This window comes from Chryseobacterium sp. POE27 (assembly GCF_039727685.1).
GTDB lineage: Bacteria > Bacteroidota > Bacteroidia > Flavobacteriales > Weeksellaceae > Chryseobacterium.
Window position 1 is genome coordinate 3,615,991 of the sequence record NZ_CP152475.1, and the last position, 13,402, is coordinate 3,629,392.

At 33.7% G+C, this 13,402-nt stretch carries 18 protein-coding genes and 1 pseudogene; all 19 read left to right on the forward strand.

Annotation, left to right across the window (positions count from 1 at the left end; translation table 11 throughout):
* Positions 1-8: 8 nt before the first annotated feature.
* The 19 genes and pseudogenes from AAHI02_RS17340 to AAHI02_RS17430 all read left to right on the forward strand — a co-directional run bounded on the left by AAHI02_RS17340 (position 9) and on the right by AAHI02_RS17430 (position 13,401).
* The gene (locus AAHI02_RS17340) at positions 9-794 is read left to right on the forward strand and encodes a glycosyltransferase (RefSeq protein WP_346984308.1); all 786 of its coding nucleotides are present in this window, start codon (positions 9-11) and stop codon (positions 792-794) included.
* Complete coding sequence (locus tag AAHI02_RS17345) at positions 795-1,967, forward strand: glycosyltransferase (RefSeq protein WP_346984309.1); 1,173 nt, start codon at positions 795-797, stop codon at positions 1,965-1,967. It abuts the gene before it with no gap.
* Position 1,968: 1 nt separating this feature from the next.
* The gene (locus AAHI02_RS17350) at positions 1,969-2,889 is read left to right on the forward strand and encodes an NAD-dependent epimerase/dehydratase family protein (RefSeq protein WP_346984310.1); all 921 of its coding nucleotides are present in this window, start codon (positions 1,969-1,971) and stop codon (positions 2,887-2,889) included.
* Positions 2,890-2,936: 47 nt separating this feature from the next.
* Positions 2,937-3,972 (forward strand): annotated as a pseudogene (locus tag AAHI02_RS17355) (polysaccharide biosynthesis protein).
* A 52-nt stretch (positions 3,973-4,024) separates the two neighbouring features.
* Entirely contained in the window at positions 4,025-5,143 is a 1,119-nt protein-coding gene (locus AAHI02_RS17360; RefSeq protein ID WP_346984311.1) for an NAD-dependent epimerase/dehydratase family protein, read from the forward strand.
* A gap of 217 nt (positions 5,144-5,360) precedes the next feature.
* Entirely contained in the window at positions 5,361-6,494 is a 1,134-nt protein-coding gene (gene wecB, locus AAHI02_RS17365) for a UDP-N-acetylglucosamine 2-epimerase (non-hydrolyzing) (RefSeq protein WP_346984312.1), read from the forward strand.
* Positions 6,482-6,760 carry a hypothetical protein gene (locus AAHI02_RS17370; RefSeq protein ID WP_346984313.1) on the forward strand — a complete coding sequence of 93 codons (279 nt, stop codon included), beginning with the start codon at positions 6,482-6,484 and terminating at the stop codon, positions 6,758-6,760. The genes wecB and AAHI02_RS17370 overlap by 13 nt, the downstream gene beginning before the upstream one ends.
* A 64-nt stretch (positions 6,761-6,824) precedes the next feature.
* A complete protein-coding gene (locus AAHI02_RS17375) occupies positions 6,825-7,169 on the forward strand; it encodes a hypothetical protein (protein WP_346984314.1) in 345 nt (114 codons plus the stop codon).
* Positions 7,169-7,711, forward strand: a complete 543-nt coding sequence (locus AAHI02_RS17380) for a glycosyltransferase (RefSeq protein WP_346984315.1) — start codon at positions 7,169-7,171, stop codon at positions 7,709-7,711. Before AAHI02_RS17375 ends, AAHI02_RS17380 begins: the two co-directional genes overlap by 1 nt.
* Before the next feature lie 43 nt (positions 7,712-7,754).
* Complete coding sequence (locus tag AAHI02_RS17385; protein WP_346984316.1) at positions 7,755-7,991, forward strand: acyl carrier protein; 237 nt, start codon at positions 7,755-7,757, stop codon at positions 7,989-7,991.
* Entirely contained in the window at positions 7,984-8,730 is a 747-nt protein-coding gene (locus AAHI02_RS17390) for an SDR family oxidoreductase (RefSeq protein ID WP_346984317.1), read from the forward strand. Before AAHI02_RS17385 ends, AAHI02_RS17390 begins: the two co-directional genes overlap by 8 nt.
* A 4-nt stretch (positions 8,731-8,734) precedes the next feature.
* On the forward strand, positions 8,735-9,733 hold the full coding sequence (locus AAHI02_RS17395; RefSeq protein ID WP_346984318.1) for a ketoacyl-ACP synthase III: 999 nt from the start codon (positions 8,735-8,737) through the stop codon (positions 9,731-9,733).
* 1 nt (position 9,734) lies between these two features.
* Complete coding sequence (locus AAHI02_RS17400; RefSeq protein WP_346984319.1) at positions 9,735-10,196, forward strand: GNAT family N-acetyltransferase; 462 nt, start codon at positions 9,735-9,737, stop codon at positions 10,194-10,196.
* Positions 10,197-10,309: 113 nt separating this feature from the next.
* Positions 10,310-10,696: a hypothetical protein gene (locus AAHI02_RS17405; protein WP_346984320.1), complete on the forward strand. Its 387-nt coding sequence runs from the start codon at positions 10,310-10,312 to the stop codon at positions 10,694-10,696.
* Positions 10,693-11,019, forward strand: a complete 327-nt coding sequence (locus AAHI02_RS17410) for a polysaccharide deacetylase family protein (protein WP_346984321.1) — start codon at positions 10,693-10,695, stop codon at positions 11,017-11,019. The genes AAHI02_RS17405 and AAHI02_RS17410 overlap by 4 nt, the downstream gene beginning before the upstream one ends.
* Positions 10,901-11,533, forward strand: coding sequence for a DUF3473 domain-containing protein (locus tag AAHI02_RS17415; protein ID WP_346984322.1), 633 nt, complete (start codon positions 10,901-10,903; stop codon positions 11,531-11,533). Before AAHI02_RS17410 ends, AAHI02_RS17415 begins: the two co-directional genes overlap by 119 nt.
* A complete protein-coding gene (locus AAHI02_RS17420) occupies positions 11,533-12,081 on the forward strand; it encodes an NAD-dependent epimerase/dehydratase family protein (protein WP_346984323.1) in 549 nt (182 codons plus the stop codon). The genes AAHI02_RS17415 and AAHI02_RS17420 overlap by 1 nt, the downstream gene beginning before the upstream one ends.
* On the forward strand, positions 12,056-12,430 hold the full coding sequence (locus AAHI02_RS17425; RefSeq protein ID WP_346984324.1) for a hypothetical protein: 375 nt from the start codon (positions 12,056-12,058) through the stop codon (positions 12,428-12,430). The genes AAHI02_RS17420 and AAHI02_RS17425 overlap by 26 nt, the downstream gene beginning before the upstream one ends.
* On the forward strand, positions 12,427-13,401 hold the full coding sequence (locus AAHI02_RS17430; RefSeq protein ID WP_346984325.1) for a glycosyltransferase family 4 protein: 975 nt from the start codon (positions 12,427-12,429) through the stop codon (positions 13,399-13,401). Before AAHI02_RS17425 ends, AAHI02_RS17430 begins: the two co-directional genes overlap by 4 nt.
* The last annotated feature ends 1 nt before the right edge of the window (position 13,402 follow it).

The window sequence follows — 13,402 nt, forward strand, 5'->3', positions numbered from 1 at the left end:
GTATTGGATTGGCAAAGAATACCTTATCAGTTTGGAGTGAAGCTAATTATTTAACAAATGAAAGTCAGGCTAAAAACAAATTGAGGGACTTTTTAAAAAAATGGTTTTTCAGACAGATTGATGGCAAGTTTATAATTCCGGGAGAGATGTCCGTAAAGTCATTTACAAAATGGAATATTCCAATTCATGATATTGTATATCTGCCTAATGTAGTCTCTACGAACGTTTTTAACACGAATAAAGTAGTAGATAAAAATAATGAGATGCCCGTTTTTTTCCTGGTTGCCAGATTGGAGGAAAACATAAAAGGAATAAAGAATTTTATGGATGCAATTGGTACAGATAACCTCAGAAAGATTATTTTAAAAATTGCCGGTACAGGAAGTTCTTATGATGACTATTTAAAATACATCAGAGATAATAATTTGGAGAATCATGTAAAGCTTTTAGGAAATCTTTCGCAGGAGCAGATAGGGGAAGAATACAAAAATGCCGATGTTTTTTTACTGCCTTCATTTTCAGACCCTAGTCCGTTATCTATAGTTGAAGCCATTTCATCAGGTCTTCCTGTGTTTGTCAGTGATCGTTGTGGTAATCACTTTGAAACAGTTTCGGAAGGTAAGAACGGCTATGTTTTTGATCCTTCCAATCATACTGAAATTAGGAATAAATTTAATCTGCTAATGAATAGAAAAGAACACTGGAAAGAGTTTTCACAAATAAGCTTACAATTAGCTGAGGAAAATTTTAACCCCAATATTGTTGTAAGAAAATTTATATCAAGCTACGAATAAATGAAAATAGTACATACAGTAGCCTCTTTTGGTAAAGCTTCTTATGGTTTAGGCAGTATTAGCATGGGGCTGGCAAAAGCTCAGCTGGAATTGGGAGAAGACGTCAGTGTATGGAGTTCTGATAAAGACGAAACCATATTGTGGACTTCAGAAAATTATGTTTTTCCTAAAGAAAGATTACTGGGATTTCCTCATACTTTTCCTCTTATAAAAGCTTCCGTTACAGAAATAAGTAAAGCTTTAAGAGATAAGAGCAATGATATCGTTCACCAACATAGCTTGTGGACATCTCAATCTGTAATAACATCTATTTTAAGAAATAACGGAGCAAAAACGATTATTGCACCACATGGGACTTTGGCAGAACACGCTCTGAAAAATTCTAAATTAAAGAAAAAGATTGCCTTATCGCTTTTTGAAATGAAAAATTTGGAAAAAGCAAGTGTACTCCATGCAACATCTGAATATGAAATTGAAGATTTCAGAAAACTAGGACTGAAAAATCCTATTGCCTACATAGAAAATGGAATAGGATCTAATGTTCTCATGGAAAAAGGAAATGGAAATCGATTCAAATTCAAATATCATTTACCAAAGGAAAAAAAAGTATTACTCTACCTCTCAAGAATTACTCCAAAAAAAGGGTTAGACATGCTTCTTCCAGCAATTTCGGAACTTCAGGAAAAATTTAATGACTGGATTTTGGTTATCGTAGGAAATAATGAATTTAATTATCAGCCTGAAGTAGAAGCTATGATAAAAGCTTTACATTTAAATGATAAAGTTTTTATCATTGAGCCACAGTTTGGTGCTGCAAAATATGATGTTTTTGACGCTTCAGATTTTTTTATATTACCATCTTATTCGGAAGGCTCGCCAATGGTAGTCGTTGAGGCATTAGCATATGGTTTGCCGGTAATCACAACAAAATCATCCAGCTGGAAGGATTTGGATGATTATCATGCAGGATATTGGGTAGATATTGACAAAGATCATATAAAGCAGGCGCTCACCAATATGGTGAATTTATCAAATGAAGAATTAAATCAATATCGTAATAATGCAGAAAAATTAATTAAAAAAAAATATCTTTGGGATGAAATCTCCAAAAAGACTATTGAGTTGTATCAATGGGTAGCCTTTGAAGGTGATAAGCCAAACTTTATTTATTGATATGGAATATTTAATTTTAGGAGGTAATGGCTTCATCGGTTCATATATTGTTGATGAAGTTTTAGCAAAGGGACATAGTGTTACGGTTCTGGATATTGGGCCTGAAAAATACAGAGAACCATTGCCGGGCGTAAAATACATTTTTGGAAGCATTGACAATCATCAATTATTAAATGAAACGTTTCATAACAAAGACGTTCTGATACACTCTGTAAGTACAACATCTCCTTTCTCATCAAATCAAAATATAGAATACGATATACAGTCTAATCTGATAAATGCGATAAATATTTTTAAAATTGCAGCAGCAAATAAAGTTAAAAGAATTATTTATCTCTCCAGCGGCGGAGCTATTTATGGAGAGCCGACATCTATTCCAATACCGGAAAGCCACGATACCAATCCTATTTCTTCTTATGGCATTACAAAGCTTGCGATAGAAAAATATTTAAAGTATTTTTCATTAAATTTTGGTATTGAATATAATATTATCCGTCCGTCAAATCCCTATGGACCACGACAAAATCCATTTTCTAACCAAGGGGTAATTTCAGTTTTTTTAGGAAAAGCTTTGAGAGGTGAAACAATTGAAATCTGGGGAGATGGCAATATAGCAAAGGACTATATTTTTATTTCAGATTTAGCTTCAGCAATTTATAATGCATCGATATCAAAAAAAGTTTCCGAAATATATAATATAGGGAGTAGTACATTTATTTCTTTGAACGAAATTATAGATGTCATCAAAAAAGTCACCGGAAAAAATATTGAAGTAAAGCATATTGATTCTAATAAATTCGATGTCCAGAAAGTTTGTTTAGATATCAGGAAAGCACAGGAAGACCTCTTGTTTCAACAAAAAACAGGACTTTTAGATGGAATTTCAGAAACATGGGATTTCGTTAAAAATATTAAATACTGATTCACAATATACAATAGATTCATACCTATTTCATAAATAAAACAATAATGCAGATCAAAAATAAAACCCTCCTTATTACCGGCGGAACAGGCTCATTTGGAACAGCTGTTTTAAGGAAATTTATTCATACAGACCATTTCAAAGAAATAAGGATCTTCTCTCGTGATGAAAAGAAGCAGGATGATATGAGAAATCAGTTTAAAAATGATAAGCTGAAATTCTATATTGGTGATGTGAGAGATTACAGAAGTGTAGAATCTGCGATGAGAGGGGTAGACTATGTTTTTCATGCCGCCGCTCTGAAACAGGTCCCTTCCTGCGAGTTTTTCCCTATGCAGGCCGTGAAAACGAATGTTGAAGGAACTCAAAATGTCATTGATGCAGCAGCTTCAAACGATGTGAAGAAAGTTATTTGCTTAAGCACTGATAAAGCAGCATATCCCATCAATGCAATGGGGATTTCTAAAGCGATGATGGAAAAAGTGGCGGTGGCGGCGTCAAGAAATCTTGAAAATACTGTGGTCTGTCTTACGAGATACGGTAATGTAATGGCTTCCAGAGGTTCTGTGATTCCATTATTTGTGAAACAAATCAAAAACGGAGAATCTCTTACTATCACAGATCCGAATATGACAAGATTTTTAATGTCATTGGAAGAGGCTGTAGATTTGGTTTTATTTGCATTTGAGCATGGTAATCCAGGAGATTTGTTTGTTAATAAAGCTCCTGCAGGGACAATTGGAGATCTGGCTCAGGCATTAAAGGAAATGTTTAAAGCAGATAATCCGATAAAAGTTATCGGAACCAGACACGGAGAAAAACTGTACGAAACATTGTGTACCCGCGAAGAGATGATCAAAGCGGAAGATATGGGAGATTTCTACAGAATTCCGGCGGATAACAGAGACCTCAACTACGCACAATACTTTTCTGAAGGTACAGAAGATATTTCAAAAATAGAAGATTATCACTCTCATAACACTCAGCAACACGATGTGGAAGGAATGAAAAAAACTTTTAATGAAGCTTCCTTTGATCAGAAAAGAAGTATTGGGCGAAGACATACTGCAGTATCCTGAATAATTACTTTACATAAATTTCGGTGCTAATTCAGATGATTTGAAAATTTAAAAGAATGAAAAAAATTGGAATTACAGGGCAAAATGGTTTTGTCGGCTCACATTTATATAATACTTTAGGCTTACATCCTGATCAATTTGAAAGAATAAATTTCGAAAGAGATTTTTTTGATAACGCGGACAAGCTTGATGAATTCGTAGGAAAATGTGATGTGATTATCCATCTCGCTGCAATGAACCGTCATCCGGATCCTGAAATTATTTATGAAAACAATATCGGTCTGGTTAAAAAGCTGATAGCTTCTCTGGAAAAGACAAATTCCAAGGCTCATGTTCTTTTTTCCTCTTCTTCGCAGGAAGAAAATGATAATTTATACGGAAAATCCAAAAAAGAAGGAAGAGAATTGCTGTCAGAATGGGCCGCCAAGAATAACGGAAAATTTACCGGAATGATAATTCCTAACGTTTTTGGGCCTTTCGGAAGGCCCAATTATAATTCTTTTATTGCTACTTTTTGCCATAAATTAACTCATGGCGAGCAACCGGTTATTGATAAAGATAGCGACGTTAAACTGATTTATATAGGAGAACTTATTCGAGAAATCATCAATCAGGTTGAAAGTGGAGAATCAAATAAATTATATGAAGTGCCAAATACTTCAGTGAATAAGGTTTCGGAAGTTCTTCACAAATTAGAAACGTATAAGAATTTATATTTCGATAACGGTGAAATTCCTGTTTTGGAAAGTAATTTTGATCTAAATCTTTTCAACACATTCCGGTGTTATTTTGATATTAAAAATCACTACCCCGTAAAATTCACACAACATACAGATCCCAGAGGAGCTTTTGTAGAAGTGGTCAGGCTGGGTATTGGCGGACAATGCTCATTTTCGACTACTGTTCAAGGGATTACAAGAGGAAATCACTTTCATACGAGAAAAATAGAAAGATTTGCAGTGATAAAAGGTAAAGCACTTATACAGCTGAGAAAGATTGATACAGATGAAGTTTTAGATTTTTATCTCGATGGAAGTGAGCCTGCTTACGTTGATATGCCGATCTGGTACACTCATAACATTAAAAATATAGGAGAAGAAGAATTATATACCATTTTCTGGATTAATGAGCCTTTCGATCCGAAAGATGCTGATACGTACTTTTTGGAAGTTTAATACAGATAAAAATTGATGTCATTGATAAACATTCTCTAAAATTTTACTAATTATTCTGTTATATTAGTTAATTTTATGACAGAATGAACTCGATGACTTATATTTTGTTTAAAAAAATGAGTTTTAAATTTTTTATTATATCACTATATAAGGAAAATATGTAATTTATCAACTTAAATTGGTATTTTTGGAGCTGCAAAAAAATGAGAATCTACAAATGAAGAAATTAAAAATAATGACCGTGGTGGGCACAAGGCCCGAAATTATCAGACTATCAAGAGTATTATCAGCTTTGGATACTTCTGAAGCTGTTGAGCATATTATTGTTCATACAGGACAAAATTATGATTATGAGCTTAATCAGATTTTCTTTGAAGATCTGAAGCTTCGTAAGCCCGATTATTTCCTCGAAGCAGCTGGAAAAACAGCAACTGAAACCGTTGGAAATATTTTAATCAAAATTGATCCGCTTTTGGAAGATTTAAAACCCGATGCATTTTTGGTGTTGGGAGATACAAACTCTTGTCTTTGTGCTATTCCCGCTAAAAAAAAACAAATTCCCATTTTTCACATGGAAGCCGGAAACAGATGTTTCGATCAAAGGGTTCCCGAGGAAACCAATAGGAAAATAGTGGATCATACAGCAGATATTAATCTTACATACTCTGATATTGCAAGAGAATATTTGTTAAGAGAAGGTCTTCCTGCAGACAGAATCATTAAAACAGGTTCTCCGATGTTTGAAGTTTTAAATCATTATCTTCCGCAAATTGAAAATTCTGATGTTTTAAGCCGTTTGAACCTGGAAGAAGGAAAATATTTTGTGGTGTCTTCCCACAGAGAAGAAAACATCAATTCTGAGAAAAATTTTAATGGATTGATTGAAAGCCTTAATGCTATTGCGGAAAAATTCGGATTACCGATTATTGTTTCTACTCACCCTAGAACCAGAAATAAGATCGATCAAATGAAAGTGAATGTAAGACCTGAAATTCAGTTTCTAAAACCGTTAGGTTTTCATGATTATAATGCTTTGCAGATGAGGAGCTATGCCGTTTTATCAGATTCAGGAACTATTTCTGAAGAATCTTCAATACTGAATTTCAGAGCTTTAAACATAAGAGATGCTCACGAAAGGCCGGAGGCTATGGAAGAAGCATCTGTAATGATGGTAGGATTGTCACCGGAAAGAATCATGCAGGGACTCACGCAGCTTCAGCAGCAGAAAACAGGCAATGAAAGAAATTACAGACAGGTTTCGGATTATTCCATGCCTAATGTTTCTGAGAAAATGGTAAGGATCATCCTGAGTTATACAGATTATATTAACAGAGTGGTGTGGAGCAAATAAAGAAAAAGAAGATATTACTTGTTTCCCAAAATTTTTATCCGGAAAATTTTAAAAGTAATGATATTGCATTTGAACTGCAAAAAAAAGGATACAATGTCACGGTACTAACCGGAATTCCGAACTATCCTGAAGGGAAATATTATCCTGGATACGGATTATTTAAAAGAAGAATTGAGACTGTACATGGAGTAAAGGTTTACAGATGCTTACAAATTCCAAGAGGTAAAAAAGTACACCAAATTTTTGCTGCCCCTTACCTATCTTAGTTTTATGTTTTTTGGGTCTTTATGGGCTATTTATCTCGGACTTTTTAAAAGATTTGATTCCATTTTGGTACATCAGGTATCTCCGATTACCCAAACGTTTCCTGCCATTATTGTGAAAAAGATGCAGGGAAAACCACTGATTCTCTGGGTGTTGGATTTGTGGCCCGATGCATTCATCTCAGGATCAGGAATTAATAACAGATTTATTATTTCTTTACTCGATAAATACGTTGATTTTAGCTATAAAAACAGCAATAAGATTCTTATTAGCTCTAAAGGGTTTAAGGAATCTATTTTAGAAAAAACAGGTGATGAAAAAAAATACAGTATTTTCCTAATTGGGCGGAAGGGTCTTTTCTACAAACGGAAAAGAACCCTATCCCTGAACTTCCAGGTGGTTTTAAAATAATGCTGGCCGGAAACCTTGGCGTTTCGCAGAATCTTGAGAATATATTGTACGCAGCCTTACAACTTAAAGAGGAAAATGTACGGTGGATTATACTGGGTGACGGCAGCAGAAAAGAATGGATGGAAAATTTTGTCAGAGAAAATTCACTTCAGCAAAGTGTATTTCTCATGGGAAAACATCCTGTCGAGACAATGCCGGCTTTCTATGAAAAAGCAGACATCATGATCTTAAGTCTTAATAATAAATATGATGATCTGAAAAAAGTAGTCCCTGCGAGATTACAATCCTACATGGCATCTGGAAAATCGGTCATTGGTTTTATTGAGGGTGCCGCTGCGGATGTAATAATAGAAGCAGATTGCGGTTTTACCATAAATCCTGATGATGTGGACGGATTGGTAAATCTGATTAAAAATATAATTGTTGAGGATTTTCATCGATTAGCTGCTCTTGGGATAAACGGTAAAGCCTATTTTGACACCCATTTTACAAAGCATAAATGCATAGATAATCTAATAGAACAGATAGAAGGACTAAATTAATTTAGTATTTTTGTTAAACTTAAACATTAAAAAAATAATTAATATGAATATAGCAGACTTTATTTCAAAATTTTCAGCAGAGTTTGATGATACTGACGCATCTGAATTTTCAGCGGAAACAAAGTTTAAAAATCTTGAAGAATGGTCTTCTATCACTGCTCTTTCCATCATTGCTATGGCAGATAATGATTATGGGATTGAACTGACAGGTGAAGACATCAGAAACAGTGAAACAATAAAGGATTTATTTGATATTATAAATAAAAAAGTAAATGCATAATCCATTCTCTCTTGCCGGAAAATCAATTTTGGTTACAGGTGCCTCATCAGGCATTGGAAGGTCGATCGCAGTAGAATGCTCAAAAATGGGCGCCAGCTTGGTTATCTTAGGTAGAAATGAGGAAAGATTACAACAAACTTATCAGGAGCTGGAGGGAGTGGAGCATCAAATGTATTCTGTTGAGCTAACATCTTCTGAAGACATCAAATCTATATTAAATGATCTGCCTTCTCTTGACGGGCTGGTAAATGCAGCTGGTATTTTAAAAAGAATTCCGTTTAAATTAATGAGCTCCGATATTCTGGAAGAAGTAATGGGAGTTAATTTTTTTGCTCCTGCTATGCTTACCAAAGAGTTGCTTAATAGCAAAAAGATAGAGAAAGGAGCTTCTATAGTATTTATTTCTTCAATTTCCGGAAATTATTGTTCATCGGTAGGAAATACGGCTTACTCTTCTTCGAAAGGTGCGCTTAATGCATTGTCAGAGAACATAGCTCTTGAGCTTGCCGCTAGAAATATCAGGGTAAATACAGTAAATCCAGGAATGATCGCAACAGATATGCTTTATCAAAAATCAATTTCAGAGGAACAGATCAATGAAGATTTATTAAACTATCCTTTAAAAAGATACGGAAAGCCCGAGGATGTTGCTTATGCGGTAATCTATTTACTTTCCGGAGCCAGCTCTTGGGTTACAGGATCAAGTCTTTTGATAGATGGAGGTTTTACATTAAAATAAAAGTATGAAAGCATATATAAAAGCGATTTCGTATTACTTACCGGAAAAAATTTATACCAATCAGCAACTTGTTGAAGATTTTCCCGAATGGTCTGTTGATAAAATAGCAGAGAAAGTTGGAATTGATGAAAGGCATATCGCTGCTGAAGATGAAACAGCAGGCAGCATGGCTGAAAAAGCAGCACTTAATCTTTTTAAAGAATGGAATATAGATCCTGCAGACATTGATTTCGTAATGCTCTGTACGCAAAGTCCTGACTATTTTTTACCGACAACCGCATGTGTCATACAGCATAATTTAAACATCCCTACGCATTCAGGAGCAATAGATTTTAATCTCGGCTGTTCAGGATATGTTTATGGTTTAGCTTTAGCTAAAGGACTTATTTCAGCCGGCGTGGCAAAAAATGTATTGCTTTTAACGGCTGAAACCTACACAAAGCATATTAACCCAAAGGATAAGGGTAATAAAACCATATTTGGTGACGCTGCTGCTGCAACACTTGTTTCTAGCGAAGGAAAAGCAGAAATTAAGGAATTTGTTTTGGGAACAGATGGTAAAGGGGCAGAAAATCTGATGGTGAAAACGGGCGGAATGAAATACAAAGATAAAATGAATGTTGTTGAAGAAGACGAAAACGGAGCGGAAAAACATTCTGATTATTTGTATATGAATGGCTCAAAAATATTCAATTTTACTCAAGGTAATGTGCCAAAGCTCGCCAAACAGGCGTTAGAAAAAAATAATCTTGAAAAAGAAGATATTGGTCTTTTCGTTTTTCATCAGGCAAATAAATATATGATGGAATTCCTTAGGAAGAAAATGAAGATTGAAGAAGAAAAATTCTATTACTACATGAGTAAAGTAGGAAATACTGTTTCCTCAACAATACCGATTGCGCTTTCTGAAGCTATGAAGGAAGGGAAAACCGATGGGAAAAATGTTATGTTAGCAGGATTTGGAGTGGGGTATTCATGGGCAGCAACTGTATTAGAGTATTAAAATGAATGTAATATACAGGAAAACTACCGAACTTTCCGATTCGGACATTGAAAATATCTGTGGGATTTTCTCAGAGGTTTTTCCTGAACATACTAGATCGGTAACATATTTTAAAAACGAATTTTTAAATACGGATTTAGGCTATTCTTTTCATGGGTTATTAATGGATGGTGAAAAAATAGTCGGTTCACAAAGCTATATACCTTTTGTCTACATGGTGGATGGTATTGAAAAGGAAGTTGCTCTAAGTGTTGATACAATGATTCTAAAAGATTACAGAAATTTTGATAATATTTTTGATTTATTATCAAAAGGGCATAAATTTTTAAAAGAATCAGGATTTGCATTCGTATTTGGATTTCCTAATGATAATGCATATCCGCTTTTGACTAAAGGGCTTCGGGAAAAAGATATCGGCAATTTAAGCACATATGTACTTCCCTATAAAATAGGGGGGTGTTAAAGGGAATCTAAAGGGATTCAATTTTCTATCTAGGATTTTTTCGTCAGTATTAGTTAACCTGTCTTTCTTTTCAAAAAATATAGAAACAAAGAAATACAGGATTCATAAAAACTGTGAAAAATTTAATAGCTACCGATACCGGTGGTTTGATGCAGATTATAAAAAAAGTTGTTAAAAAAGGCTTTGAATTTTTTTACAAAATTAAAAAGCATCAGAATGTGGATACGGCATTTTTAATTGATGTACATCCGCTTAACAAAAAGAATTTTGATGAAGCTGTTCGTTATATATATCAAAATGAAAGAAAAAATTTTGATATTATTTTGTATATCGGTCATCTTCATTTTAAGCCTTTGAGCTTAATAAAAATTCCTGCGAAAAAAGAACCGAAAACATTTCATTTTACTGCAAAAATCCTTAATCCGGAATCTATCTCTAAAGATGTTTTATACGATGTCAATAACTGGGATGTTAATCTTTCTAATTATGATTTAATATGAAGCTGCTTACTTTTGACATCGAAGACTGGTATAATTGTGATTTTATTGATAATGATTTCAATTGGGACAGACATGAAGTTAGAATATATGAAAGTGTTCAGCGCATTCTCGACGAGTTGGAAAGGAGAAAAATAAAAGGAACTTTCTTCTGCCTTGGATGGTTGGCGGAAAAGCATCCGGATGTTGTCAAAAGTATTGATAAATATGGACATCATATTGGCTGCCATTCCTATCAGCATGAATTATCATTCCGGTTTTCTCAAAAAGAATTTAAGCAGGATACTGATAAAGCAAAAAAAGCTTTTAGAAGATACTATCGGTAAGGAGATAAATGCTTTTCGTGCTCCAGGTTTTTCGATTACTTCTAAAAATATCTATTGCTTTGAAACGCTCATTGAGCTGGGTTTTTTATATGATGCTTCAGTTTTTCCCGCGAAACATGATTATGGTGGATTGCCTGAATTTGGAGTTTCTGACCCTTTTATCATTGAAACAAAGTCCGGTAGTTTAAAAGAATTTCCTATGAATGTTCATAAGATTTTGAATAAAAATATAGTTTTTTCAGGAGGTGGATTTTTCAGACTTCTTCCATATCCCGTTATTAAGAAGTTTACAAATGAGACAGATTACCTGATGACTTATTTCCATCCCCGCGATTTTGATGAAGGGCAGCCCGTGATTAAAAGTCTTCCTGCTATGAGAAAATTTAAATCATATGTTGGTATAAAGGGAGCATTCAGAAAATTTAACAGATACCTTAATGATTATCATTTTTTGAATATTGAAGAAGCTGACAAACAAATTGATTGGAATAACTCAAAAATAATAAAGTTATAATGGAAATTATAATTACCGGGGCTTCAGGCTTTGTCGGACAAAATTTATTGAAATACTTTTCTGACGAAAAATCTAAAGTTTCGGCACTTTCTATGCGTAACGAATGGAGTTGTCCAAATAAAGGCGATGCCATTATTCATCTTGCCGGAAAGGCACACGATACAGAAAATACTTCTGTTGAAGATGAATATTTTACGGTCAATACAGAACTTACTAGAAAAATCTTCGACGAATTTTTAAACTCAGAAATTAAAGATTTCATTTATTTCAGTAGTGTAAAAGCTATAGCAGATACCGTAGAAGATGTTTTGTATGAAACTCAAATCGGGCAACCTCAAACACCTTATGGAAAATCTAAACTGCTTGCAGAAGAATATTTACTTTCAAAAGTAATTCCTCACGATAAAAGACTTTTTATCATTCGTCCATGCATGATTCATGGACCTGGAAATAAAGGGAATTTAAATCTTCTGTATAAATTAGTCAGAAAAAATATTCCATGGCCTTTAGCAGCTTTTGATAATGAAAGGTCTTTTTTTAAGTATTGATAATCTGAATTTTTTAATACTACAGATATTAAAAAACAAAGAAATTAAGTCTGGAATTTATAATTTTGCAGACGATGACTTTGTATCTACAAATGAATTGATAGAAATTATTGATGAGGCGCTTGGAAAAAAAACCAAGCAGTTAAAAATCTATCCTTTTATTATAAAATATTTTTCAAAAATTGGTGACAAATTAAAATTTTCATTAAATTCGGAAAGATTAAAAAAACTGACAGAAAACTATAAGGTTTCTAACCAAAAAATAAAAGAACATTTAAACATTCGACACCTTCCCATGTCGACTAAAGAAGGATTAATAAAAACTATAAAAAGCTTTGAACACAAATGATAGAACATCTCTTAGTTTTCATAACATTATTTATTTTAATACATATCTATTTTAAAATTGCCGATAAATATAATATTATCGATAAGCCCAATCATCGAAGTGCGCACTCACAAATCACGCTTAGAGGCGGAGGAATTATCTTTCCTATAGCCTTTGTCATTTTTTGTTTGTTGAATTTTAAAGAAGCAACCGAGATGTACTGGTCTTTCGGGCTTGGGCTGATGGCGATATGCCTTGTAAGTTTTATTGACGATGTCAAAACTTTGTCAGGTAAAATAAGAATTTCTGTCCATTTTGTTTCAGTTGTACTTTTGTTGTATTTCACTAAAACCTTTAATTTGCTTCCTTTTTGGACGTGGCCGATTTTCTTCATAATGATTATAGGAACACTGAATGCCTATAACTTTATGGACGGAATAAATGGCATGACAGCAGCTTATACTTTGGTTACATTGCTTACGCTGCTTTATATTAATCATGATATTATTCCTTTTACTCAGGAGAATTTTATCATTTATGCAATTTTGGCTTCTTTGGTTTTTTTATTTTTTAATTTTAGGAAAAAAGCGAGGTGTTTTGCCGGAGATGTCGGAAGTATGGGAATAGGCTTTTGGATAATAGCCCTCATTACTCTTCTCATCATGAAGACCCAGGATTATAAGTATATTTTGCTGTTCTCTGTTTATGGGATGGAAGTTGTGTTAACAATTATTGAAAGACTCCTTCTGAAAGAAAATATTTTTGAAGCGCACAGAAGGCACCTGTATCAGTTACTTGTCAATGAAAAGAAGGTACCACATCTTGTGGTAAGCAGTATTTATGCAATCACTCAACTGCTGATTAATATTTTTTTGATTTATTCAAAATTGCCTGCTGTTATCAATATTTTAATTATATTTATCCCTGTTGGAAGCCTATATTTAGGTTTGAAACTCAACCTGAAAAAGAAAATGCAATCTGTAATTAAATAAA